Annotated in this window: 23 protein-coding genes; 9 read left to right on the forward strand and 14 right to left on the reverse strand. The window is 70.9% G+C overall.

What is annotated here, in order from left to right; all coding sequences use genetic code 11:
* Positions 1 to 26: 26 nt before the first annotated feature.
* Positions 27 to 1295 carry a homoserine dehydrogenase gene (locus tag HNR73_RS29995; RefSeq protein ID WP_184791066.1) on the forward strand — a complete coding sequence of 423 codons (1269 nt, stop codon included), beginning with the start codon at positions 27 to 29 and terminating at the stop codon, positions 1293 to 1295.
* 8 nt (positions 1296 to 1303) lie between these two features.
* Complete coding sequence (gene thrC / locus HNR73_RS30000) at positions 1304 to 2350, forward strand: threonine synthase (RefSeq protein WP_184791067.1); 1047 nt, start codon at positions 1304 to 1306, stop codon at positions 2348 to 2350.
* A 72-nt stretch (positions 2351 to 2422) separates the two neighbouring features.
* Here thrC and HNR73_RS30005 read toward each other — a convergent pair whose 3' ends face one another.
* From HNR73_RS30005 to HNR73_RS30050, 10 genes are all read right to left on the reverse strand, one after another.
* Positions 2423 to 2794 (reverse strand): hypothetical protein, encoded by a 372-nt coding sequence (locus tag HNR73_RS30005; RefSeq protein WP_184791030.1) that lies wholly within the window; start codon positions 2792 to 2794, stop codon positions 2423 to 2425.
* 82 nt (positions 2795 to 2876) lie between these two features.
* Entirely contained in the window at positions 2877 to 4268 is a 1392-nt protein-coding gene (locus HNR73_RS30010; protein WP_184791031.1) for a purine-cytosine permease family protein, read from the reverse strand.
* On the reverse strand, positions 4265 to 4519 hold the full coding sequence (locus HNR73_RS30015) for a Rieske 2Fe-2S domain-containing protein (protein ID WP_184791032.1): 255 nt from the start codon (positions 4517 to 4519) through the stop codon (positions 4265 to 4267). Before HNR73_RS30015 ends, HNR73_RS30010 begins: the two co-directional genes overlap by 4 nt.
* The gene (locus HNR73_RS30020) at positions 4516 to 5340 is read right to left on the reverse strand and encodes an iron-containing redox enzyme family protein (RefSeq protein ID WP_203686308.1); all 825 of its coding nucleotides are present in this window, start codon (positions 5338 to 5340) and stop codon (positions 4516 to 4518) included. The genes HNR73_RS30015 and HNR73_RS30020 overlap by 4 nt, the downstream gene beginning before the upstream one ends.
* The gene (locus HNR73_RS30025) at positions 5337 to 6143 is read right to left on the reverse strand and encodes a dihydrodipicolinate synthase family protein (protein WP_184791034.1); all 807 of its coding nucleotides are present in this window, start codon (positions 6141 to 6143) and stop codon (positions 5337 to 5339) included. The genes HNR73_RS30020 and HNR73_RS30025 overlap by 4 nt, the downstream gene beginning before the upstream one ends.
* A gap of 14 nt (positions 6144 to 6157) precedes the next feature.
* Positions 6158 to 6652, reverse strand: a complete 495-nt coding sequence (locus tag HNR73_RS30030; RefSeq protein WP_184791035.1) for a DUF6190 family protein — start codon at positions 6650 to 6652, stop codon at positions 6158 to 6160.
* Positions 6642 to 7802: an aminotransferase class I/II-fold pyridoxal phosphate-dependent enzyme gene (locus HNR73_RS30035; protein WP_184791068.1), complete on the reverse strand. Its 1161-nt coding sequence runs from the start codon at positions 7800 to 7802 to the stop codon at positions 6642 to 6644. The genes HNR73_RS30030 and HNR73_RS30035 overlap by 11 nt, the downstream gene beginning before the upstream one ends.
* Positions 7803 to 8060: 258 nt before the next feature.
* On the reverse strand, positions 8061 to 8753 hold the full coding sequence (locus HNR73_RS30040; RefSeq protein ID WP_184791036.1) for a DsbA family oxidoreductase: 693 nt from the start codon (positions 8751 to 8753) through the stop codon (positions 8061 to 8063).
* A 29-nt stretch (positions 8754 to 8782) separates the two neighbouring features.
* Positions 8783 to 9595: an oxygen-binding di-iron domain-containing protein gene (locus HNR73_RS30045; RefSeq protein WP_184791037.1), complete on the reverse strand. Its 813-nt coding sequence runs from the start codon at positions 9593 to 9595 to the stop codon at positions 8783 to 8785.
* 33 nt (positions 9596 to 9628) lie between these two features.
* Positions 9629 to 10636 (reverse strand): DMT family transporter, encoded by a 1008-nt coding sequence (locus HNR73_RS30050; protein ID WP_184791038.1) that lies wholly within the window; start codon positions 10634 to 10636, stop codon positions 9629 to 9631.
* A gap of 105 nt (positions 10637 to 10741) precedes the next feature.
* Between HNR73_RS30050 and HNR73_RS30055 the strand changes: the two genes are divergently transcribed.
* Positions 10742 to 11326 carry a TetR/AcrR family transcriptional regulator gene (locus HNR73_RS30055; RefSeq protein WP_203686306.1) on the forward strand — a complete coding sequence of 195 codons (585 nt, stop codon included), beginning with the start codon at positions 10742 to 10744 and terminating at the stop codon, positions 11324 to 11326.
* Here the strand turns inward: HNR73_RS30055 and HNR73_RS30060 are convergent.
* The gene (locus HNR73_RS30060; protein ID WP_184791040.1) at positions 11323 to 11754 is read right to left on the reverse strand and encodes a MarR family winged helix-turn-helix transcriptional regulator; all 432 of its coding nucleotides are present in this window, start codon (positions 11752 to 11754) and stop codon (positions 11323 to 11325) included. The genes HNR73_RS30055 and HNR73_RS30060 overlap by 4 nt on opposite strands.
* A gap of 179 nt (positions 11755 to 11933) precedes the next feature.
* Here HNR73_RS30060 and HNR73_RS30065 point away from each other — a divergent pair, with 179 nt between their 5' ends.
* Both HNR73_RS30065 and HNR73_RS30070 read left to right on the forward strand, forming a co-directional pair.
* The gene (locus HNR73_RS30065; protein WP_184791041.1) at positions 11934 to 13619 is read left to right on the forward strand and encodes a LamG domain-containing protein; all 1686 of its coding nucleotides are present in this window, start codon (positions 11934 to 11936) and stop codon (positions 13617 to 13619) included.
* 58 nt (positions 13620 to 13677) lie between these two features.
* Complete coding sequence (locus tag HNR73_RS30070) at positions 13678 to 15333, forward strand: hypothetical protein (protein ID WP_184791042.1); 1656 nt, start codon at positions 13678 to 13680, stop codon at positions 15331 to 15333.
* A gap of 88 nt (positions 15334 to 15421) precedes the next feature.
* Here the strand turns inward: HNR73_RS30070 and HNR73_RS30075 are convergent, their stop codons facing one another.
* Genes HNR73_RS30075 through HNR73_RS30085 form a run of 3 tightly spaced genes read right to left on the reverse strand, consistent with a single transcriptional unit; the run spans position 15422 to position 19322 of the window.
* The gene (locus HNR73_RS30075; RefSeq protein ID WP_184791069.1) at positions 15422 to 17980 is read right to left on the reverse strand and encodes an FtsX-like permease family protein; all 2559 of its coding nucleotides are present in this window, start codon (positions 17978 to 17980) and stop codon (positions 15422 to 15424) included.
* The gene (locus HNR73_RS30080) at positions 17980 to 18735 is read right to left on the reverse strand and encodes an ABC transporter ATP-binding protein (RefSeq protein ID WP_184791043.1); all 756 of its coding nucleotides are present in this window, start codon (positions 18733 to 18735) and stop codon (positions 17980 to 17982) included. The genes HNR73_RS30075 and HNR73_RS30080 overlap by 1 nt, the downstream gene beginning before the upstream one ends.
* Before the next feature lie 11 nt (positions 18736 to 18746).
* Positions 18747 to 19322, reverse strand: coding sequence for a MarR family transcriptional regulator (locus tag HNR73_RS30085; protein ID WP_184791044.1), 576 nt, complete (start codon positions 19320 to 19322; stop codon positions 18747 to 18749).
* A 348-nt stretch (positions 19323 to 19670) separates the two neighbouring features.
* Here HNR73_RS30085 and HNR73_RS30090 point away from each other — a divergent pair, with 348 nt between their 5' ends.
* The 4 genes from HNR73_RS30090 to rho all read left to right on the forward strand — a co-directional run bounded on the left by HNR73_RS30090 (position 19671) and on the right by rho (position 24046).
* On the forward strand, positions 19671 to 20534 hold the full coding sequence (locus tag HNR73_RS30090) for an SPFH domain-containing protein (RefSeq protein ID WP_184791045.1): 864 nt from the start codon (positions 19671 to 19673) through the stop codon (positions 20532 to 20534).
* 19 nt (positions 20535 to 20553) lie between these two features.
* Positions 20554 to 20715 (forward strand): type II toxin-antitoxin system antitoxin, encoded by a 162-nt coding sequence (locus HNR73_RS30095; RefSeq protein WP_184791046.1) that lies wholly within the window; start codon positions 20554 to 20556, stop codon positions 20713 to 20715.
* 48 nt (positions 20716 to 20763) lie between these two features.
* Positions 20764 to 21633, forward strand: coding sequence for a homoserine kinase (gene thrB / locus HNR73_RS30100; protein ID WP_184791047.1), 870 nt, complete (start codon positions 20764 to 20766; stop codon positions 21631 to 21633).
* A gap of 400 nt (positions 21634 to 22033) precedes the next feature.
* The gene (gene rho, locus HNR73_RS30105; RefSeq protein ID WP_184791048.1) at positions 22034 to 24046 is read left to right on the forward strand and encodes a transcription termination factor Rho; all 2013 of its coding nucleotides are present in this window, start codon (positions 22034 to 22036) and stop codon (positions 24044 to 24046) included.
* Positions 24047 to 24482: the final 436 nt, after the last annotated feature.

Here is a 24482-nt window from a genome sequence, read left to right on the forward strand (position 1 = left end):
ACAGGTGAAGGAGTGAAGCGGTGAAGATAGCGCTGCTCGGATGCGGCAACGTCGGTACCGAGGTGGTCCGGCTGCTGCACGAACAGTCGTCCGACCTCGCCGCACGGATCGGTGAGCCCCTTGAGCTCGCCGGTGTCGCGGTACGCCGTCCGGACAAGGATCGCGGCGACCTGCCCGTGCCGAGAGAACTGTTCACCGCCGACGCGCAGGCCCTGGTGTCCCGTGCGGACGTGGACATCGTGGTCGAGCTCGTCGGCGGTATCGAACCGGCGCGAACGTGGATCACGACGGCGATGGCCGGCGGGAAGAGCGTGGTCACCGGCAACAAGGCGCTCCTCGCCGAGGACGGCGCCACGCTCCACGACGCGGCCGCCACGGCGGGCGTGGACCTCTACTACGAGGCCTCGGTCGCCGCGGCCATCCCGCTGCTGCGCCCGCTGCGCGAGTCGCTGCACGGCGACCGCATCACCAAGGTGATGGGGATCGTCAACGGCACGACGAACTTCATCCTGTCCCGCATGACCGAGACGGGAGCGACCTTCGCCGAGGCCCTCGACGAGGCCGGTGACCTCGGGTACGCCGAGGCCGACCCGACCGCCGACATCGAGGGCTTCGACGCCGCCGCGAAGGCCGCGATCCTCGCCGGGCTGGCGTTCCACACGCGCGTCAGCGCCGCCGACGTCTACCGCGAGGGCATCACCGAGGTCAGCGCCTCCGACGTGGCCAGCGCCGCCCAGATGGGCTGTGTGGTGAAGTTGCTGTGCATCGCCACCCGCGCGGGTGACGACGTCACGGTCCGCGTGCACCCGGCGATGATCCCGACGAGCCACCCGCTCGCCGGCGTCAACGGCGCCTACAACGCCGTCTTCGTCGAGGCCGAGGCCGCCGGGCGGTTGATGTTCTACGGCGCCGGGGCCGGTGGCGCGCCGACCGCGTCGGCCGTCCTCGGCGACCTCGTCGCCGTCGCCCGCAACCGCCGCAACGGCGCCCGCACGGCCAGCGAGTCGACCTACGCCGACCTCGCCGTGCGACCCATGGGCGACGTGACGACCAGGTACCACATCTCGCTCGACGTCGACGACCAGGCGGGCGTGCTCGCCGCCGCCGCGCAGGTCTTCGCCGACCACGACGTCAGCATCCAGACCGTCCGCCAGGACGGTCGCGACGACGACGCGCTGCTGGTCGTCGTCACCCACCAGGCCACCGACGCCGCCCTCGCGGCGACGGTGGAGGAACTCGCGAAGCTGCCCGCCGTGCGGCAGGTGGCCAGCGTCATGCGCGTAGAAGGCGGATGAGCACAGTGATCTGGAAGGGCCTCATCGAAGGCTTCCGCGACCGTCTCCCCGTGACCGCGGAGACGCCCGTCATCACCCTGTACGAAGGAAACACCCCGCTGGTGCCCGCTCCCGGGCTCTCCGCCCGGACCGGCTGCGACGTCTACCTCAAGGTCGAGGGCGCCAACCCGACCGGTTCCTTCAAGGACCGCGGCATGACCCTCGCCGTGTCGAAGGCCGTCGAGGACGGCGCCAAGGCCGTCATCTGCGCCTCGACGGGGAACACGTCGGCGTCGGCCGCCGCCTACGCCGCCCGCGCGGGGATCACCTGCGCCGTGCTCGTCCCGCAGGGCAAGATCGCCCTCGGGAAACTCGGCCAGGCGCTCGCCCACGGCGCCAAGCTCCTGCAGGTCGACGGGAACTTCGACGACTGCCTGGCGCTGGCCACGAAGTTGTCGATCGATTTCCCGGTGTCGCTGGTCAACTCGGTCAACCCCGACCGGCTCCAGGGGCAGAAGACGGCCTCCTTCGAGATCGTCGCCGCGCTCGGCGACGCGCCAGACGTGCACTGCCTCCCGGTGGGCAACGCGGGGAACATCACCGCCTACTGGATGGGCTACACCGAGGACCTCGCGGCGGGCAACGCCCGAAAGACGCCGAAGATGATCGGTGTGCAGGCGCAGGGCGCATCGCCGCTGGTCGGCGGGGAGGTCGTGCGCGAACCGCAGACGATCGCCACCGCCATCCGCATCGGCAACCCGGCGAGCTGGACGCAGGCCATCGACGCCCGCGACGCCTCCGGCGGCCAGATCCGCGCGGTCACCGACCGCGAGATCCTGTCGACCTACCGGATGCTGCCGCGCGGCGAGGGCGTGTTCGTCGAGCCGGCCAGCGCGGCCAGCGTCGCCGGCATGCTCGCGGCCGTCGAGGACGGCTCCATCGAGCGCGGCTCGCGCGTGGTGTGCACGGTGACCGGACACGGCCTGAAGGACCCCGACTGGGCGGTGGCGTGCGCGCCCTCGCCGGAGACGATCAAGGTGGACGTGCTGGCGGCGGCGCGGTCGCTGGGGTTGTAGACATTCCGCGGCTCGACTGTCGGCGGGGGCGCGTCTCGATCGGTCGGGACGCGCCCCTCGCCATTGCCGGGCCTACTTCCCGTACCCGTGCCCGAAGCCGTCGCAGGCGGCCTGCATGTTCTCCAGCGGCTCGACGAGCGCGGGGAAGTCCGTCGCGGTGCCGTCGCCGATCAGCTCGATGATCGTGTCGCCGTACTCGGCGATTTCGGGGTCGAAGGACTGCACGGCGTCGGCGGCGGCGGCTTCGACGTCCCGTGCCCACGCCTCCGTCTCCGCCGGGGACATGCCGCCCACGTCGAGGGGGAGCGCCAGGGCCGCCTCACACGCGAGGTCGAGCTTCGTGAACCCCGGTTCCCCGGTGGGCTCGGGCACGTCGGGGACCGGGCCGGTGCAGGCGGTCAGGAGAAGGACGGAGGCGGCCGTCAGGCGGAGCAGTGGGCGCATCGCCCGGACGTTAGTCCACTCTGGACGGCCGTGGGGGGCACGTCAGGAGGGGCACCCGGCAACACCGCCGGGCACCCCTCCTTCACGAGGTCCTGCGGTCCATCACCGCGAACACCACCGCCGCCACCGCGTACGACGCGAGGAAACCGACGTCCACGCCCGCGGCGGCACGGCTGAGCGGGCCGACGTAGAGCGGTGTGTTCGCCCCCAGGAGACCGACCAGGACCCCGGCGCCGAACGCGATGAGCGCGTTCGCGTTCAGGCCCCTCGTGTACCGGTAACGGCCGTCGTCGGCGTGCAGGTCCTCGGGCGTGTACCGCCCTCGGAAGCGGGCGTAGCCGACGGTCATGATCGCCGTCCACGGCGCCACGAAGCTCAGCAGCAGCGTCACGAACGCCGCCATCGAGTCCACGGCGTCGTAGACGACCGCGCCCAGGTACAGCAGCGCCACACCGATCCCCGCCACGACGACGGTGACCGCCGCCCGCGAGGCCCGCCGGAACACCGACTGCGCCGACAGCCCGGCCGCGTAGACGCACAGCCCGCCCTGCGGGAACGACCCCACGAGCCCGAAACCGATCACGACCACCGCGAACCACGGCGGCGTCACCTCGGTGACGCCCTGCAGCCACGGCAGCCCCGGATCGGTCAGCGTCGTCGTCGTATAGGCCCCCACGAGCAGCGCCACGACACAGCTGAGGAACATCGCCCCGCCGTTCCACCACATGACCGGCCCGTCCGGACCGCGCATGTAGCGGCTGTAGTCGCCCTGGAAGGTCGCGTACGACATCGGCACCGACACCGCGACCCCGGCCGCGAGCAGCCACGTCGAGGCGTGTCCCGACAGGGCGAGCTCGCCGCCGGCGAATCCGGCGTCGAAGCGCGGTGCGAGCACCGCCACCAGCGCCAGTAGCACGACGCCGCCGACGATGGCGGTGACGCGGTAGGTGACGAGCAGTGCGCGCTGCCCGAACACCGCCACCGCGATCACCGCCACGGCGACGACCGGCATCGTCACCGCGAGCGCGCCGGGCCCGGTGGGCGTCCCCAGCAGTTTCGCGGCGGCGACCATGATGGCCGTCCCGCCCGTCCACACGGTGATGGCGAAGAACCCGAGGGCGACGCCGACCGTGATGAGGCTGCCGACGACCCGGCCGCGTACGCCGAAGTGCGCGCCCCCGGCCGTGGGGTTGTTGGTGCCGGTGCGCAGCCCGAAGCGCACCAGCGGGACGATGAGCGCCGTGCCGACCGCGGTCCCGGCGAGGATCGCGGTGACCGAGGCCCACCAGCTCAGCCCGAACAGGACCGGCAGCGCCCCGAGCACGACCGTGCCGAAGGAGAACTGGGCCGAATGCCAGATCCAGCCGAACTCCGAGGGCCGTGAGGTGCGTTCGGACTCCGGGACGATGTCGACCCCGCGGGTCTCCACCGCCGCGCGGGGAGGAACGCGGACCGGCGGTGGAGACGTCGTCACGGCCGCTCCGCGGGATCGAGGACCGCCCGGATCCGCAGCGGATCGCAGGACGGGCCGGAGACGGGTCTCCCGTCGACGATCTCGAAGCTCGACAGGTGCAGCGGACAGGTGATGCGCAGGGTCCGCTCGTTGACGTGGCTGAACAGCAGCCGCCCGCCGCGATGGGGGCAGTCGGCCTGCGCGAGCACGCGGGTGCCGTTGATGTCGACGAGGATCAGGTCGTCGGTGACCTGCCGTAACAGGTGACTCATCGGCCCGCACCCACCTTGCGGGCGCGGGCGACGGCCGCTTCGGTGGCGGCGTCGACGATCTCGCCGGTGAGCACGATCCCGGCCCAGACCTTCGCCAGGTCGAGGCTGTGCACGGTGTCGAGTTCGCGCAGGGCGTCGCGCATCTGCCTGCTGTGGAAGGTGTCGATGTAGAGGTGCTCGGAGAAGTACGCCGAGTTGGCCACCCCGAGGCGTTCCACGGCCGCGGCGTGGCAACGGAAGGCGTACAGGACGCTGGCCTCGAAGTAGGCGTAGCCGCCGAGGAAGAACTCGGGGCTGGGCGCCCGGGAGGCGAGCCAGTGGAAGAGGTTGACGTAGGCGAGGACCTCGGGTTCGGCCTCGTCGATGTAGCCCTCCAGTTCGACGGGCATGCCCAGCTCGGTGAGCAGGTCGCGGTAGAGCTGGGAGTGGGCGCGGGCGACGTTGCCGGAGCCGAACTCGTCGATGAGGACCCGGAACACGGCCATGCCCGAGCGGTGGGGGAGCCGCGGCACGATCGGCAGCAGCGCGTGCGACTCGATGAGCCCGTCGACGGCGAACTGCCCGACGATTGCCTTGAACTCGTCGAGGCCCGCGTGCAGGGCGATGTAGTCGTGGCTTTCGGGCAGGTCGCGTTCCTCGCCGGCGAGCCGCTGGTCGAGCGCGGACAGGAGCGCCGTGCGGGAACCGAAGCGCGGTGCCCCGCGCTCCAGTCCTTCGGCGAGGGGGACGATCCAGCCCGCTTCGGCGGCCTCGATCTCGGCGGCGACGGCGGCGGTGGGCACCGACCGGTTGAGCCGGTAGAGGCGTGCCTGGTCGATCACGGCGCACCGTCCCACTCGACCGTCCGATCGGAGTCGATGACGGCCCGCCGGCGCAGTTCGGCCTTGGCCCAGCGGTACCAGTCGTCCTTGAACAGCCCGAGCCGCTCGCAGGCGGCGTTGATCTCGGCCTGGACCTCGGCCGACGGTTCCCGCAGCATCAGCGAGCACAGGGCCGGTTCCAGGTTGGCCAGCGGGCCGACGAAACCGGCGACGCCCGCGTCGCCGGACAAGACGTCGAGGAGCAGGTTCTCCCAGCCCTCGAAGACCGGTACGTGCGGTACGGCGGCGGCGATCCGGCGGGTCAGTTCCGGGGAGCCGCTGGACTCCTTGATCCCGGCGACGCCCGGCAGAGCGCAGATCCGCACGATCGTGTCGAGCGCGATGTGGTTGCCGGAGATCGCGTGTTCGTTGTACAGGAAGATGGGCAGCGCGGTGCCCTCGCGGACGGTGGCGTAGTGGCGGTAGACGGCGTCCTGGTCGAGTTCGGGGTCGAAGGGCGTGGTCACGACGACGGCGTCGGCGCCGAGTTCGGCGGCGGTCCTCGCGCGGGCCACGACCTCCCCGGTGGTCGGGAGCTGGATCCCGGCCAGGACGGGCAGTCCGGCGGCGTAGGTGACGGTCGCGGCGACCATGTCGCGCCAGCGGCCGGCGTCGAGTAGCCAGCCCTCGCCGGAGCTGAGCGCGGGCATGACGGCGGTGACCTCGTCGCGCACGGAGTCGACGAGCCGCGCCACGCACGGCGAGGAAACCTCGCCGGTCTCGGTCAGCGGGGTCACCAGGGGCACGATGGTTCCTTGGTACATGGCGGTGCCTCCTCCTAGAGATCAGCGGCCGGGACCGTGAGTTTCAGGGACTGTTCGTAGAGGGTTTCGAGCGTCTTGGGAAAGGCTCGATCCGCGCCCGGCGTCTCGATCCCGCGTACGGGCAGGCCCGTGCGGCCGGTCAGCCGCGGACTGGCGGTGTGCAGCGTGCCGCCCTTGCGCAGCACGAAACCGAGCAGCAGCCGTTCGTGATCGGGCAGCCCGTCGAGGGCCGCCGACCCGAAGCCGATCTCGGCGTCGCCGCGCCCGTAGCCGGGCCGTTCCACACACAGCAGCGAATGCAGGTTGTCCATGAACGGGTAGTAGGCGTCCTGCGTGTCGCGCGGCAGCCGCCAGATCAGGTCGTCGCACAACCCGACCTGCTCCAGCGGCATCAGCATCGGCGTGGCCAGGTTCGACGTGAAGAACGACTTGCAGGCCAGCCGCGCCGACTCCTCGGCGGCGTGCATCCCCATGAACAGGGCCGCGTCGATGACGATCTCAGCGGCCATGACGGCGCAGCACCTCCCGGACGCGCGCGATCGCCGCGGCGAACACGCGCGGCTCGCGGGCCAGTGCGATGCGGATGTAGCGCTCGCCGCTGTCGGGGCGGTTCCAGTAGAAGTAGGTGCCGGGGAGGACGTAGACGTCCTCGTCGAGCAGGGCCCGCTGGAGTGCCGTCGCGGTCAGCTCGGGCGGGCGGATCCGGTACCAGGACACGCTCGTGGTCACGCGCGGGCGCTGGTATTCGAGGATGGTGCCGTCGAGGGCCTCGCGGGCGGCCTCGGCGTTGCGGGCGAGGAGGTCGCGGACGGAGGCGAAGCCGTCGTCGATGGAGTCCTCGATGTAGTGGGCGACCAGGTTCAGCACGAACGGCGAGACGTTCAGCAGGACGCTGGTGTGCAGGTTGTAGACGGTGTCGTGGATGTCGCGGCTGGCGGTCAGCAGCGCGCACTTGGCGTCCTGGACGGGCCAGGTCTTGCCGGTGTCCTCCAGCACGATGTAGGTGACGCCGGAGGATTCCAGCAGCTCGTAGAGGTCGATGCGGCCGGTGCCGTCGCACAGCGCGAAGGAGGCGAAGCACAGGTCGATCATGAGCAGCCGGTCGTGCTCGACGCAGTGCCGGACGACCGCCTCGAAGCCGGCGCGGCCGTCGGTGAGGAGGCTGAAACCGGTGGGGTTGTTGGGATCGACGAGGTAGAGCGCGTCGGCGCTCACCTCGGCGTCGAGACGCTCGCGGATCCGCGCCGGGTCGCGCAGGAGCTCCTCGGGGAGGGCGGTGAGCCCGACGCGCATGTTGCGCAGCAGGTCGGTGAGGTTGTCGAAGCACGGCTCGATGAGCGCGACGGTCATGTCGCGCTGCTTGAGGTACATGGCCGCGACCATGGTCGAGACGCTCGCCGAGTAGGAGAGCATGGTGCGGCCGAGGAGGCGGGCGGTCGGCTGCCGGTGCAGGCGGAAGAACGCGTCGGTTAAACGCTCCTCGAAATACGACTGCTGGTCCTCCTCGGCCTGGTACCACAGCGAGGGGAGTTGTTCGACGATCTTCTCCTGGCTCGGCGACTGCCTTTGGTGGGTGTGCGCGTCGGCCAGGTTGTATTTTGTTTTGAGGGCCTGGATCTCGTGCTGAGTGAGGTCGGCGAAATCGTCGAGATTGACCATCGGGGAGATTTCGTTCGTCGTCCCCGACGGCATCGGACGTGGTGGAACGCTTGCTTCGAGCATGGTGGCTCCCTTTCGGGTTCTTCGATCACCAGGTGGCGAATTGAAGTTAATCAATATGCTAGCGATGTTCCGACCCCGGGGGAGTGACGGAATTTCAAATTGCTCCCTAACTTATGCGAGCAATTGTTTCCGTCCTGGTCGAGAATGCGTCAAAGGTCAGTGGTCATTGACGGGCGAACGAATACCGTGTGCGGGTCACGGCGCCGATCGCTGCAGCAGGTCCTCGACGACCTTCGGGTCGTCGGACTCGACGACGGGATAGCCCACGCCGTACCGGCCCTCCCAGCGCGAGGTGATGCCCGGGTTGGGGTGGTCGGTGCCGTCGGGGAGGAACAGGTGCGGGCTGCACACGATCCGGTCGGTGCGCGACAGCGCCGCCTGGTCCGACAGGTCCCGCCGGGCGCGGCCGTCGTCGAGGGCCTCGGTCAGTTCGGCGACGTCGACCGCCCCCGTGGAGGCGGCGGCGTCGAGGATGACCTTGCGGTTGCTGATGCACTTCGACTCCGCCCAGAAGGCCCGGCGCAGCGCCAGGTCGAGCTGTTCGGCGGCGCGCAGGCTCTGCGCCTTGGCGGCCTGCACCGCCTCCAGCGCCGGTAGCGTCGTCGAGGGGTACAGCCAGTCCTTCGCCTGCCACAGCCGCCATCCGGCGGAGGGTTCGAGGATCGCCATGCGCGCGACCTCGGAGTCGGTGCCGGTCCGGGGACTCGGCGCGTCGTTGAGCAGTTCGAGCGGGAAGGCCCGGAGATCGAACCAGACCTTCCCGTACAGCCCGAGCCGCTCGCGGGCCGCGTGCAGCCGGCGGATGGTGATGTGCGCGAAAGAGCACCAGATGTCGGAGTAGACGACGATGACGCCTGGCTCGGGGGTCAGGTCGGGCTGGTCGGTCATGTTCTTTCCCTTCGCGTGGCCGCGGGCGGCTACGCCGGTTCGGTGGTGAGTGCGAGTTCGGCCTCCTGCGCGGCCATCGCCGTCTCCACGTCGAGCGTGGAGTCGGGCAGCCAGGCGGGAAGCAGCGGAATGTCGGACATGGCGTCGAACAGGCCGTCGATGTGGCGGCCGATGACCGGCGCGTGCGAACTGAGGACGGTGCCCGGCGACAGTCGCCGGATCCGCCGCAGCACCGCGTCGAAGCGGGGCAGGTCGGTGGCCGAGGTCCAGGGCGCGATCGCCCGGTTGAACACGTCGAAGCCCGCCCGGAAACCCGGATCGGTCACGTCGATGTACTCGGCCGGCTCGGGCAGGATCGTGCCGAAACTGTCGGAGCTGATCAGCGTGTCCTCGCTGTGATCGAAGAGACCGATCGTGCCCGGCGAGTCGAAGGTCGGCGGCCGGAGCGCCTCGAAGTCGTGCCGCCCCAGGCGAAAACGCTGCCCGGGATTGACCTGCACGACCCGCTCGGCGGGGACGGCGAACTCCTCCGACAGGCGGATCAGCGAGACGCCGTTGGTCACCAGCCGCGCTCGCGGTGCCGCGTCGAGGATGTCGACGAGGGCGCCGCTGTGGTCGCGGTCGTCGTGCGTGACCACGACCCAGCGGAGATCGGCCGGATCCACCAGGCCCCACAGGGCGTCGAGGAACTCGGGACGGTCGATGGGCATGCCCGTGTCGATGAGGATCGGCTGCCCGTCGCGGAACAGGAAACCATTGACGGGCTGCTGTCCGACACCGGGGATGGGCAGGTCGGACGGTAGGACGTAGGCGTCGCGCCGGAACTTGTAGGGCGGGCGCACGGGACTTCCTTTCGGTGAGGAGGGAGGGGGGGGTCAGAGGAGCTGGATCAGTAGGGATCCGGCGATCAGCAGGGCGAGACCGGCGAGGCGGTTGGTGTTCATCGGCCGCCGCGGCATGCGGAACAGTCCGAAGTGGTCGATCAACGCCGAGGCGACCTGCTGACCGGTGACGGTGAGCGCGATCGTCGTGGCCGCTCCGATCTCGGGGATCAGCAGGAAGGTCGCGGTGACGTAGACCGCCGCGCACGCGCCGCCCAGCCAGCCCCACCACGGGACCTTGCCGAGCTCGCCGAGCTTCGGCGCCGGCGTGCGGCCGAGCGCGCGCAGGACGAGCAGGACGATCGCGATGGTCACGGTCGCGACGACGAAGCTGATCAGGGCGACGGCGAGCGGCTCGTTCAGGTCGGCGCGCAGGCGGGCGTTGACGGCGCCCTGGATCGGCAGGACCGCGCCGGCGACGAGGCCGAGCAGGATCCAGCCGGCGCGGCCGACGCCGTGCGAGGTCGGGGCGGGCGGTGGCGCGGGCGCGGAGGTTCCGCCGCCACCGCCCGCGCCGACGGTCGCGGGCACGGGTGCGGGCGTGGCCACGGTCGCCTGTTTGGCGCCGCGGATGACGATGGTGATCCCGGCGAGCACGGCGACCGCGCCGACGGCGATGCCCGCGGTCATGGACTGCCGCGCGACTCCGATCAGGCCGAAGAGGTCGAGGGCGAGCGAGGCGAACATCTGGCCGGTGACGAACAGGCCGACCGCGGCCAGGGCGCCGATGCGCGGGAACAGCAGGATGCCGCTGGTGATGTAGAGCGGGCTGGCCAGGCCGCCGAGCAGGTGCCAGGGCTCGACGTCGGTGAGATTTCCGAAGGCGCCGAGGGCCCCGACGGCGACCGCGGCGAGCGCGAGCAGGACGGTCGCCACCGTGAGCTGGACCGTTGAGGCGCCGTACGGGGTGCCGACGGCCTTGTTGAGCTGGAGGTTCACCGATGCCTGGACGGCGAGCAGGCCGCCGATGAGGAAGGCGGAGGCGAGAAGCGCGAGTTCCATGGGGCCTTCTAGGGACGAGTAAGTGGACACTGTGTCCGCCTAGTATAGGCACGGAAGTGGACACCCTGACCACATAGTCGCCGTCACATGTTTAAGATCGTTCCCATGACCACCGCCGCTTCACCCCCCGAAGGGCGGGAGCGGGCCGACGCGGCCCGCAACCGCGCCAGGGTGCTCGCCGCGGCCGAACGCCTCTTCAGCACCGCCGATCCCCGCACGATCACCATGGACCGGATCGCGAAGGAGGCGGGGGTCGGCCGCGCCACCCTGTATCGCCGTTACCCCGATCCGGCGTCGATCGCCGTGGCGCTCCTCGACGAGCACGAGCGGCTGCTGCAAGGACAGCTCCTCGCCGGCGCGCCGCCGCTGGGGCCGGGCGCGCCGCCGGGAGAGCGCCTTGCCGCGTTCTACGAGGCCATGGTCGAGCTCCTCGACCGGCATCTGCCCCTGGCCCTGGGGGCCGAGACGGGCAACGCGCGCATGAAGACGGGCGCCTACGGTTTCTGGCGCGTGCACGTGCGCTCGCTGCTCGTCGCCGCCGAGGTCGCCGACCCCGACGCGCTCGTCGACGCGCTCCTCGCGCCGCTGGCGCCGGAGGTCTTCCGGTACCAACGCGAGGAACGCGGTCTGTCCACAGTGGAGATCGGGGCGGCGCTGAGCCGCCTCGCCCGCCGCCTGCTGGGGGGCTAGCCCTCGCGCACCGCCGCGGCCAGCCGGGCGAGGTCGTCGTCGGTGCCCGCGTCGTCGAGGGCCTTGGCCAGGACCTTTTCGTAGGTCGCGCGCGCCTGCCGGTGCGTCACCCGTCCCTTCGCCGTGAGCTCGGTGAAGACGCCGCGCCGGTCGTCGGCGCACGTCGTCCGGCGGGCCAGACCCGCCTCTTCGAGGCGTGCCGCCAGCCGGCTCACCGAGCTCTGGTTGAGCCCGATCGCGACGGCCAGGTTCTGCACCCGCATGGAGCCGCCCTTGGTCGAGGCGAGCTCATCGAGCGCGCGGAACTCCGAGAGCCCGAGATGGTGACCGCGGTGCAGGCCTTGGGCGAGGGCTTGTTCGACGAGGTGATGCAGGCGGAGTGCGCGCTGCCAGCCGGCGCTGATCGTGGTGGTGTGTCTGATGGCCATCACTGTCCTTTCCGGACGGACCGGTCATTCGTCCCACCTCAGCCACCATATGCCGGGGCATGCATGGTCGCCAGGGGATTGTGGGGGGATACCCGGGTGGAGGGGGTGTTGACGCGTGGGTGCGGGTGATCCACTCTTGTGGGGCCCTGTGCCTTTGCCCTTGCCTGAAAGAGATGCCCATGCCCGTTCATGCCCTCGTGCGCGCGATCGGCTCGCGTGCCGGTGCCGCGCTGCTCGTGTTCGCCGCGAGCCTGCTCCTGTTCCCCGCCACCGCTTACGCCGACGAGTCCGTGGCGACGGTGTCCTCAGTGGACTATCCAGAGTGCGTGCCGGACTCCTGCGGTGCGCACGGCTCGCCGGAGACGCCGGGGACCTTCGTGTTCACCGGTTCCGCCGACATCGCGGGGTTCCGTTACGGCTTCCGCGATCCGGCGGACAGCTACGTGGCCGCCGTCGGCGGTGTCGCCGAAGTGACCCTCACGCCTCCGACGTTCGGGATGAACGTGCTGTTCTTCCAGACCGTTGACGGCTCGGGGCGTCTCGGCGACCGGTACTCATACGGCTTCATCGTCACCCGGCCGTCCGGCCCGGTCGCGGCGTGGCCGCTGGAGACCCGCCGTGGGACCACCGGCCCCTTCCTTGACGGGACCGGATCCGGCCATGACCTCGCCGTGTTCGGGAACCCCGTGCTCACGCCCGACACAAGGCTGATCGGTGCGCCCACGGCCGTCTTCGACGGCGACGACCACCTGGCCACCGCCGGCCCCGTCATTCGTTCCGACAGTTCGTTCACCCTGTCCACCTGGGCGAAGCTCGACCATCTCGGCGGCAACGCCACCGCGATCTCGCTGGACGGCGCCCAGGTGAGCGCTGTGCGCCTGGAGTACGCGGCGAACCCGGGTGCCTGGTGTCTGAGCGTGCGGATGACCGACGCGCCGGCCGCGCCGAGCCTGCACACCTGCCAGGCCACACCGGCCACGAAAGCGTGGACCCACCTCACCGGCACCTACGACGCCGTGGCAGGCGTGATCCGCCTCTATGTCAACGGTGAACTCACCGGTGAGCGCGCCGTTCCGGCTCCCACGTGGAACGCCACCGGGCCGGTGGCCGTCGGTCGCGCCCTGTGCCATGCCGAGGCCTGCCGGGCCTTCGACGGCGGACTCGCCGACGCGCGACTCTACGACCGCGCGGTCGACCCCCGCGAGATCCGCGAGTACCTGTGGAATCTGCCGAGGCTGATGACGACCGAGGTCGTCGGATCCTGGAGCTTCAACGGCGACTGCTGCGGGACCGCGAGGGACGAGACCGCTTGGAATCGGGAGCTGATCCTCGGCCCCGGCGCGGACATCGAGGCGTGGGGCGCGGGAGACGTGTTGCGGACCGGTACCGGGGAAGCCTTCGCCGCCACGGCCGGGCCTGTCGTGCGCACCGGGGACTCGTTCACCGTCTCGGCCATCGCCATCCCGGACGCCGTGAACGCCGACGCGACTCTGCTCTCCCAGAGCGGTACGGCGGTGAGCGCGTTCGAACTCGGCTACCGCGCCGACGTGGACGCCTGGTGCATGACGGTGCGGCTGAGCGACGCCGTGGACGCGCCGATTCGGTCGGCTTGCCAGGACACGCCCCCCGACGGTGGGGTCGTGCACCTTGCCGGTGTTTACGACGCCGTGGCCGACGAGATCCGGCTCTACGTCTCAGGTGCCGCCGTCGCCGTGACCACGGTGGACGCTCCACTGTGGAACGCGGGCGGGGGCTTCACCGTCGGGCGCGGCACACTCGGTGCCTACGTGGGCCGGTCGCTGGACGTCGCCGTGCACTGGGGCGCTCTGACCGACGCCGAGGTCGCGGTCCTCGCGCTGAGCTGAAGCCGGGGCCACCGCCCCTTCTCGTCAAGTGCCCCTTCGCCATCCAGAGGTCTGCCCGATGAGTCCCTCCCCGTCCGCCACCACCGCCGCGTCCATCCACAGTGAACTCGTCGGCCGACACCACGATGTGACCCGACGCCGCACCCGGCTCATCGCGTTGTGGTGCGCGTTCGGCTTCACGCCCGCCGCGATCGCCTGGACCGAAGCGGCGATGACCCCCGATCCCTGGAGTACCGCCCTGCTGGCGGCGGGCTTCGTCTGGCCGACCGCGGGTCTGATCCTGATCGCGCGGGATGTGCGGCTGCGACGACGAGCCCTCGCCTTGGAGTACGGGCTCGCCGGGCGCCTCGACCGGCCGCGCGGGCCCGGCGACAGGCTCCGGGCCGCCGGTGCCGCCGCCCTGATCATCGGACTGGGCCTGTACTCGGCGTGGTTCACCGATGGAGCCTTCGATGCCGTGAACAACGCGCCGGGGCGCGGTGGGACGCCCGTCCGCGTCGACGTCGTCTCGTGCAGCTCGGAACTGCTCTGGTGGGACTGCGAGATCACCGTCGACGGCAGGCCCTGGGGAGCCGTCGACGCGGTCTTCGATGACACCGACCGGGGCACTCCTCTCACCGTGAACTGGTCCACCGAGGAGACCTGGAGCCGTCTCGACCGCAAGCCCCCCGGAGCCGGAGCCGCACCGGCGTCCGTCGCTCTCGTGGTGGCCACCAGTCTCCTGCTCCTGTCCGGTGCCGCCGCCCTGCTCTTCCGGACCACCCGCCGGCGTCCATCCATCCTGGACGTACGGAAGGTCAGGATCACTCCGCCGCGCGACAAGGCCGCGATCGCCGCCCTGCACGCGGCCCTGGCAAAACCCGACTTCGGTGCGCCGCCGGCCGAGCTGCGCCATCCGGAACCGAGCGACGGCGTGCCGGCCGGGGCGGTGCCGCTCGGTCGGTTCCCGCCGAGCGGCGTGCCGCTTACGTCGACCGAGAGCGTCGCCGTGACCGTCCTCGGATTCGCCGCCGCGTGCGGGCTCGCGGCCTGGGCCGCCCCGGCGGTCTTCACGGCGGGGACGGAGTCGGTGGTGAGCCTCGGCCTGTGGCTCGCGGCCGTCGTCGCCCTTCCGGCCTGGGCGTTCGGGCGTCTCATGGAGACGATCGGTGAGGCGAAGCCGCACGCCGAGGAGTTTTGGCTCGTCGGCGACCGCCTACACGCCCGCCTCCGCGACGGTCTTCGGGTCGCCGACCTCCACCGTCGCGAAGTCCGCCTCGCTGCATGGTGGCGGCGGGTCGAACTGCACGTGGTGTTCCCCGACCTCGCGGGTGTGTGGACACTGCGCCTGTCCAACCCGGTCGCACGACGCGCCGACCGTGACCTGCGCCTGCTTGCCGGTGTGCTGGAGCGCTCACCCCACGACCATGCGCGTGCCGACGCGCGCCTGATCCGTGAGGCGGTCGGCCACGCGGCCGACGACATCGTCCCGGGCACGGCGAGGGCCTCCGGGAACGTGGCCACCTCTTCGCGGCTGCTCTGGCGCGTGCCCGCCGCCGTGCTGTTCTCGCTGGCCGCGGCCGGCGTGCTCGCCCTCGGTCTGCTCGCGACGAAGGCGATGGGCGCCGGCTGGATCGGATCGGCACCGGCGTTCGTGGCGATCGCGGCGACGGCGGCGTTGCTGCGTCTGGCGAAGCGGGCCGCGAGCGGGGAATGGCGGGTCGGGCCGAGCTGATCGAACGGACATGGCCTACCTGGACTGGGCCCCGTGAAACCCCGAACGGCCGGCACCCTCCAGGGCACCGGCCGTCCACATCGGACCGTTACTGCTTCCCGCCGATGACGTCGGCGGGCCGTCCGCGCAGTGCCATCCGGGCCGGCAGGGCCGTCGCGAGGAAGGCCAGCAGGGCGGCTCCGCCGATGACGGCCGTGTACTTCACGGCCGACAGCGACGGCTGCGCGGCTCCCGTCATCCCCTTGCTGAAGGCCGTCAGGGTGGCCACGGCGATGGCCGTGCCGATGACGGCGGCGATCAGGACCGCCACGCCGGTCTCGGCCCGCAGCATGCGCAGGACCTGTCGCCTCGTCGTGCCGACGAGGCGGAGGAGGGCGAACTCCCGGGCGCGGTCGGCGGTCGCCATGGCCAGGGTGTTGACGACGGCGATGGCGGCGAAGGCGATCACGAGGCTCATCACCAGGAGCTGCACCTCGGCGTTGGTCGAGGCGGCGGCGGAGCGGGCCTCGGCCACTTCGGCGTCGCCGAGGACGGCGATCGTCGGGTAGGCCGAACCGAGTGCTTCGCGGATCTGCTGGGGGGTCACCGATCCCGAGATGAGCACCGTCGACGACAGGGGGTTGTCGACGTGGGCGGCGACGACGGCGTGGGGCAGGGTCAGGTCGCCGAAGCCCAGATGCCTTGTGTAGGTCGCGACCAGCGTGAGCGTGACGTGGACACCGTCGCCCATGGTCACGTCGATCTGGTCGCCGACGGTGGCATCGCGCTGTTCGGCGGCCAGCTCGCTCATCGCGATCGAGGTGTCGCCGAAGTCGTCCATGGATCCCTGGCGCACGCCCAGATCCAGGTTCGCCGACACGTTCCGCGGCGTCACGCCCTGGGCGCGGTACTTGTCCTGCCCGACGCGGACGGTCGAGCCGACCGTCTCGGTGGCGGCGTCGACGCCTGGGAGGTCGCGGACCGTGGCGGCGGCCTCCGGTGGGATGCCCGGGCCGGGTGCGGCGAGCGTGTAGTCGGCCCTGGTCCCGTCGCGCATCTCACCGGCGGCGGCGTCGCCCATCGTCGTCGGCACGAACAGGATCGTCACGGTCAGCCCGATGAGCAGCCCGAGGGGCGTGATCACCGACGCGAGCCTGCGGGCACCGGTGCGGGCGTTGGCCGCGGCCAGATAGCCGCTGGCGCGCAGGATCACGCTCAACAGGGGAGTGCAGACGAACGCGGCGACGCGGGCGACGACCGGCCCGAGCAGGGCCAGCGCGACGACCAGCAGGATCGCGGTGAAGAAGGTCACCGGGCTCGCCGCAGCCTCCATGGACAGTCCACTCAGGACGATGAGTAGGATCACGCCGCCGGCCAGGGCGAGCACGCCGAAGATCGCGCGGAGGACGCCGAGTCTCGGTGTCGCCATGGCCGCGTCGGACAGGGCCTCGGTCGGGCGGATGCGGATGACGTGACGTGCCGAGATCCGCGCGGCGAGGAAGGCCGCGCCCAAGGTGGCCGCGATGGCGGCGATGGGCGGGAAGGGGCTCACCACGAGTTCCAGATTGGCCGGAATGACGCCGTAGCCGACGAAGCGCTCGCGCAGCCACCCGGCGAGGAAGATCCCGCCGATCGCTCCGATCGGCGCGGCGGTCAGCCCGACCATCAGCGCCTCCCGCCCGATCAGCTGCCGCATCTGCCGGGGCGTCGCCGCGATCGCCCGCAGGAGCGCGATCTCGCGGTGGCGCTGCTGCATCGACAGCGCGAAGGTGCCGACGACGACCAGGACGCCGACCAGCAGTGAGGTCCCGCCGATCGCGCCGCCCATGCTCAGCAGCTTGACCCGCGCGCCTTCGGCCTCGACGAACTCCAGCGGACCGCGCGCGGCACCGGCGTAGACCTGGCCGGGCGTGCCGGTCAGTGCCGCCGACAGGTCCGTACCGAGCTTGTCCAGGTCGGCGCCTTCCGTTGGCACCACGCCGATCGCGGTGAGCATGCCGTCGTGCCCGGCGAGCGAGCGGGCCTCGTCGTCGGCGAAGAAGATCGTCGACTGCGCGGCCAGGTCTCCCGATTCCGGGGTGACCAGTCCGACGACCGTGTAGGAGCCGGGCGTCGTCGTGCTCTGCACCGTGACGGTGTCCCCGGCGGCGATCCCGGCGCGCGAGGCCAGTTCGGTGTCGACCGCGATCTCACCCGCGACGGCCGGTTCGCGGCCGTCGGTGACGGCGAACGGGGTCAGCGGGGCCGAGGAGATGCCGTGTCCCCAGGAGTTCCCGTCCTCGGGACCGGACAGCGGAAGCCCTCGGGCGTCGAGAAGGTGGGCCGGGAAGCTCACCTCCGGCACGACCTCGGCGACACCCGGGACGGCCGCCACGGTCGCGGTCAGCTCGGCCGGGATCCACGCGCGTTCGGTGAGCGGCTTGGACTTCGTCTTCGTCTTGGTCTCGCCGTCGCCTTTGTCCTTGACGACGTTCCAGTGGAGCATCTGGTCCCCGGCGACCACGATCGGTGAACCGGCGTAGCGCTCGACCGGGATCTCCCCGCGCAGTCCGGTGTCGAGGAGCATGCCGCAGGCGGCGACCATGGCCGCGGCGCACATGAGGGCGACGAACGCGCCGACGAAGCCGGCGAGCCGGGATCGCAGTGTCTGCAGGGCGAACGTGAACATCAGGACCACGCCCCCAGGGTCGTCATCCGCTCGGCGACCTTGTCGGCGGTGGGTGCCGGCATCGACTCGACGATGCGGCCGTCGGCGAGGAACAGGACGGTGTCGGCGTAGGAGGCCGCGACCGGGTCGTGGGTGACCATCACCACGGTCTGGCGCATCTCGTCCACAGTGGACCGCAACAGGCCGAGGATCTCCTTGGCCGTCACGGTGTCCAGGGCGCCGGTAGGTTCGTCTCCGAAGAGGACCTCCGGCCGGGTGACCAGTGCGCGGGCGATCGCGACGCGCTGTTGCTGTCCGCCGGACAGCTCGGCCGGGCGGTGCCGGGCGCGGTCGGCGAGGCCGACCCGGCGCAGCACCTCGGCGAGCCAGTCCCGGTCCACTTTGGAGCCCGCCAGCCGGAAGGGCAGGGTCACGTTCTGCTCGACGGTCAGCGCCGGGACCAGGTTGAAGGCCTGGAACACGAAGCCGATCCGCCGGCGCCGCAGCTTCGTCAGGGCGGTCTCGTTCATCCCCGACAGGTCGGTCTCACCGAGGTGCACCGCGCCCGCGCTGGGGTGATCGAGCCCGGCCGCGCAATGCAGGAAGGTGCTCTTGCCCGATCCGGACGGGCCCATCACGGCGGTGAAGCTGCCGCGCGGAATCGCGACGCTGACGTCTTTGAGGGCGGCGACGCTGCCGGCGCCCTTGCCGTAGGTCTTGGAGATCGCGGTGAGTCTGACCGCGGCCGGTGCGGCGGCGGGGGAGAGGGTGGTCATGGTGGTCCGTTTCAGTCTTCTGTGGGCTCGTCGGCGGGCGCCGACGGTGAGGGGAACGCCAGGAAGCGCGTGAGGACAGTACGCGCACCGTCTTGTTCGGAGCGTGCGTACCGGTTGAGCAGCGCGATGTACTCCTCGAAGAACTCGCGCAATTCGCCGACCGAGACATGAATGGTCCCGCGCGAGTAGGGCATGTCGGCCCACTCGGCGTCCTCGGCGGTCTCGGCCTGGGCGCGGTGGAAGGCGTCGATGTCGGCGGCGAAGGACTGGCGGTTCATCTCGTCGACGACGACCCGTGTCGCCTCGTCCTGCGCGCTGCGCGGGGGGAAGCGGATGTCGCGCTTGACGTAGCGCCACCAGCGCTGCCGCCCGTGGGTCTGGTCGGGGACCTCCTCGACGAAACCCTGCCGGGCCAGCTCGCGCAGGTGGTAGCTGGTGGCGCCGGTGTTGAGGTCGAGGGCCCGCGCGAGGGTGGCCGAGGTCGCGGGTCCGTGCAGCGTGAGGTGCTGGAGGATCTGCTGCCTTCGGGGCTGCGCGAGGGAACGCAGCACCTCCAGCTCGCTGATCTCGTAGGGCTCGTCGCTCATGAGTGCAAAGGTAATTGTGCACAGGGGATTGTGCAAGGGAATCTGTGCACTACTTTGCGTGACGAAGGACGGCGTGAAAGAGGGCCGACGCACGTCGGCCCCGGTCTCAGTCGGCGACGGCGATGGTCTCGAAGTGGGAACTCGGATCGCCCGACAGGTTCAGCAGCAGCTGGGCGAGGTCGGCGCGGGAGATGCTCCAGCCTTCCGGATGTTGCGGCCCCGTCGCGTGGCGCGGGAAGGTACGGCGAGCGAAGGCCCTCGTGGCCGTAGGTGAGGGCCGATGCTCGTCGCTGGAGACCTCGCGGGCTATCGTGGTGATATCACTTGGCTATCCTCTCGGAGGTACCCATGGAGCGCGCCGCGTTCCGCATCCCCGGGCTCTTCGCCCCCGTCGCTGTCCTCGCCGTCCTGGCCCTCGGCGTCTTCGGTGTCGCCCGCGGCGTCCTCGACGGCAACGAGGGCCTGGTCGCCGCGGTGATCGTCCTCGTCGTTCTGGCCACCCTCGTGCTGATCTCCGGGATCGTCACGGTGAACCCGAACGAGTCGGTCGTCGTCCAGCTCTTCGGCCGCTACGTCGGCTCCGTCCGCGAGCCGGGCCTGCACTGGGTCTGGCCCCTGACCCGCAGGAACCGCGTCTCCCTGCGCGTCCGCAACTTCGAGACCCCGCCGGCGAAGGTCAACGACGCCGACGGCAACCCCGTCGAGATCGGCGCGGTCATCGTCTGGCGCGTCGTCGACGCGGCCAAGGCCACCTTCGCGATCAACCTCTACCAGGCCTACGTCTCCATCCAGGCCGAAGCCGCCGTGCGGCACATGGCCACCTGCTACCCCTACGACAGCCACGGCTCCGACCTGATGAGCCTGCGCGACGGTGCCGCCGTCGCCGAGGAGCTCACCACCGAACTCCGCGAACGGGTCGAACTCGCCGGTGTCGAGATCCTTGAGACGAGGATCACCCACCTCGCCTACGCGCCCGAGATCGCGCACGCCATGCTCCGCCGCCAGCAGGCGACGGCGGTCGTCGCGGCCCGCGCGAAGATCGTCGAAGGCGCCGTCGGCATGGTCCGGATGGCCCTCGACCACATCGCCGCCGAGGACATCGTCGAACTCGACGAGGAACGCCGCGCGGCCATGGTGTCCAACCTGCTCGTCGTCCTGTGCTCGGACCAGTCCACCCAGCCGGTGGTCAACACCGGATCGCTCTACCAGTAGAGACAACGGGGTATCAGGCGTGGCACAGCGCAAGAACGTCCTATTGCGACTCGACCCGGCGGTCCACGACGCGATCGCGAAGTGGGCCGCCGACGAGTTGCGCAGCGTCAACGCGCAGATCGAGTACGCGCTGCGCCTGGCGCTCAAGCAGGCCGGGCGTGAACCTCGCCCGAAGGAGTGACCGGGTCACTCCCGCCCGGGGCGCGCGCGGGCGGGTAACGTCACGCGGGTGACCCGTCTCGCCACCGGTGCCGTCACCGTCAAGGTGCCCGCGACCAGCGCCAACCTCGGACCCGGCTTCGACTCCCTCGGCCTCGCGCTCGGCCTCTACGACGAGGTCACCGCCGAGATCGCCGAGGACGGCGTGCGGGTCGAGGTCACCGGTGAAGGCGAGGGCGTGTTGCCCGGCGACGAGACGCATCTGGTGGCGCGCGCGGCCTTCCGCGCCTTCGACCACATTGGAGTGCGGCCCGCCGGGCTGCGCCTGTCGTGCCGCAACGCGATCCCGCAGGCGCGCGGGCTCGGCTCCTCCTCGGCGGCGATCGTCGCCGGGATCAGCCTCGCCGCGGCCCTGTGCCCCGACGCCGGGTTCGGCGTCGAGGACCGCCTGCGCCTGGCCGGTGAGATCGAGGGCCACCCCGACAACGTCGCGCCCTGCCTGCTCGGCGGCTTCACCATCGCCTGGACCGACGAGCGCGGTGCCCGCGCCGTGCGCCTCGAAGCGCATCCCGATCTCAAGCCCGTCGTGTACGTGCCCGACGGCCACGGCCTCACCGCGCACGCCCGCGCGGCCCTGCCCGGGCGCGTCCCGCACGTCGACGCCGCGTTCAACGCCGGGCGTGCCGCGCTGCTGGTCCACGCCGTGACGTCGGCGCCCGAGCTGCTGCTCGACGCGACCGACGACCGCATCCACCAGCGCTACCGTGCGGCGACCATGACGCGCAGCGCCGACCTGGTCGCCGAGCTGCGAGACAAGGGCGTACCGGCCGCGATCAGTGGTGCCGGGCCGAGCGTCATCGCCTTCGGCGGGACGCCCATCGAGGCCGATGGATTCCGCGTGTCGCCGCTGCCGGTGGCCGATGGAGCGTCGGCCCGATAGGCGTCGGTAAGAACACGCCGGGACCCAGGTGTTGTACGCGGGGACGTAGTTGATTATCCTTATGAACAGCACAGCCGCAGTGTTCGTCACGAAGTCAGTGCATTTCGCGCGAACACGGCTCTTTCAGCGGCAGCCGCGGTGTTCCGGCGCGTGCCTGGTCTCTAAGGGGGTCGACCCCCCGATTTTAGAAACCCTGCCACCTGCCACGGTCATGTCTGGGGAGGACTTCCCACGTAGGGTCCGATTCCGGCAAGGTGCGCGACCTGCGCCACGCAAAAGACTCCGCACCCCAAAAGGGCCGAAGGCCCACACGTCCACACGCATTGACAACAAGGTGTGGGGCGTGAAAAGCGCGTAGCCCGAGGTCGGTTCGAACCGGCCTGCTAAGGGAAGGAAACCATTGAGCGACACCACCGACGTTTCGCCGGACGTCACCGACGACGCCACCACCCCGTCCGTGACCGGCAACGCCCGGCGTAAGCGGACCGGTACCGGCCTTGCGGCCATGCTCATGCCCGAATTGCAGCGACTGGCCAGCTCTCTCGGCATCACCGGCATCGGCCGGATGCGCAAGAGCGAGCTCATCGTCGCGATCCAGGGAGCACAAGGCGGCGGCTCTTCCGCGCCGGTCAACGGCGCGTCCGACGAGACGCAGGGCTCGGCACAGCCCACTCAGGAGTCGGCGGCGGTCAACGGTGAGCGTCCGCGTCGGGCGACCCGCCCGGCCGGCCCGCCGCAGCCGCGCGGCACCATCACCGAGGCGGTGACCGAGACGGCCGCGCCCGAGGCGCAGGCCGCCGAGCCCGCCGGGGACAAGCAGTCCGCGGACAACCGTGAGCAGTCCGGCGGCGAGGGCGGCGAACAGCGCCGCGAGCGTCGCCAGCGCGACCGGGGGGACCGGCAGCGCGACAAGCAGCCCGTCGCCGCGGCCGCCGAGGGGGACAAGAAGCCCGTGAACAAGGATCAGGGCGGCGAAGGCCGTCGCGAGCGCGGTGACCGCCAGCAGGGCGGCGACCGCCAGCAAGGCGGCGACCAGCAGGGCAACCGCGACAACCGGGACCGCGACAACCGCGCCGACGATGACGACGAGGGCGGCCGTCGCCGCAACCGTCGTCAGCGTGACCGCGACCGTCGTCGCGGTGGCGAGCGCGGCGAGCGTGACGGTGGCGGCCGCGGCGATCGCGGTGACCGCGGCGGTCAGGGCGGCGAGCGTCAGCGCGGGGGTGGCGGCGGTGAGCCGCAGATCCGCGAGGACGACGTGCTCGTGCCCGTCGGCGGCATCCTCGACATCCTCGACAACTACGGCTTCATCCGGACCACCGGCTACCTCGCCGGCCCGAACGACGTCTACGTGTCGATGTCGCAGGTCCGCAAGTACGGTCTGCGTCGCGGTGACGCCGTCACCGGTGCCGTGCGCGCGCCCCGCGAGGGTGAGCCGCAGCAGCAGAGCGGCAACAGCCGCCGCGACAAGTACAACCCGCTCGTGCGGCTCGACACCATCAACGGCATGGAGCCCGACGAGGCGCGCCGCCGGTCGGAGTTCTACAAGCTCACGCCGCTCTACCCGCAGGACCGTCTGCGGCTGGAGACCGAGCCGCACATCCTCACCACGAGGGTGATAGACCTCGTCGTCCCGATCGGCAAGGGGCAGCGCGCCCTGATCGTGGCGCCGCCGAAGGCGGGCAAGACGAGCGTGATGCAGGCGATCGCCAACGCCATCACGACCAACAACCCCGAGTGCCACCTGATGGTCGTGCTGGTCGACGAGCGGCCTGAAGAGGTCACCGACATGCAGCGTTCGGTGAAGGGTGAGGTCATCGCCTCCACCTTCGACCGTCCGCCGTCCGACCACACCACGGTCGCTGAGCTGTCCATCGAGCGCGCGAAGCGTCTCGTCGAGCTGGGCTACGACGTCGTCGTGCTGCTCGACTCGGTGACGCGTCTCGGCCGGGCCTACAACCTGGCCGCGCCGGCCTCCGGTCGCATCATGTCCGGTGGTATCGACTCGACGGCGCTGTACCCGCCGAAGCGTTTCCTGGGTGCCGCGCGCAACATCGAGAACGGCGGTTCGCTGACGATCATCGCCACGGCCCTCGTCGAGACCGGTTCGATGATGGACACGGTCATCTTCGAGGAGTTCAAGGCGACGGGCAACGCGGAACTGAAACTGGACCGCAAACTCGCCGACAAGCGAGTCTTCCCGGCCGTGGACGTGCTCGGCTCGTCGACGCGTAAGGAAGAGATCCTGCTCGCGCCGGAAGAGCTGGCGATCATCTACAAGCTCCGCCGGGTCCTCTCGGGCCTGGAACAGCAGCAGGCACTGGAGCTGCTGCTGGACCGCCTGAAGAAGTCGAAGACGAACATCGAGTTCCTGATGCAGATCGCGAAGACGACGCCGGGAGGCGGCGAGTAGCAGCGCTAGGGAGCCAGGAAACCCGCCGGCCGAAGGGCCGGCGGGTTTTTTTTGTGGGTGGGGGTGGGTGGGTGGTGCGCGCGTCAAGGTTCGTGCGGCAGGCCGCGCGAAGCGCCGGCCGAGCCTGAGCGTGAGCTCGACGTGCGTGCGCCGCGCAAGACCTGCATGCGCGCCGGACGGTGGAGGGCGGGCCGCGGCTCGGTTTGGGACGGGAGGAGCGCGGGCCACGCGAAGCGCCGGCCAAGGCTCGCGCGTGGTCAGTCCCGGACTCGCAAAGCGAGTCACGGGACTCAAGGCCCGCTCGGGCTGAAGCCCAGCCCCGCAGGACCGGGGAGCGCAGCGATCCCGGGACTGAAAGTCCCGGGTCCAGGGACGGAGTCCCTGGTGGGGTCTGGGGCGAAGCCCCAGCGGGGGTCTCGGGGGCGGAGCCCCTGAG

This window comes from Phytomonospora endophytica (genome assembly GCF_014202425.1).
Classification (GTDB): domain Bacteria; phylum Actinomycetota; class Actinomycetes; order Mycobacteriales; family Micromonosporaceae; genus Phytomonospora; species Phytomonospora endophytica.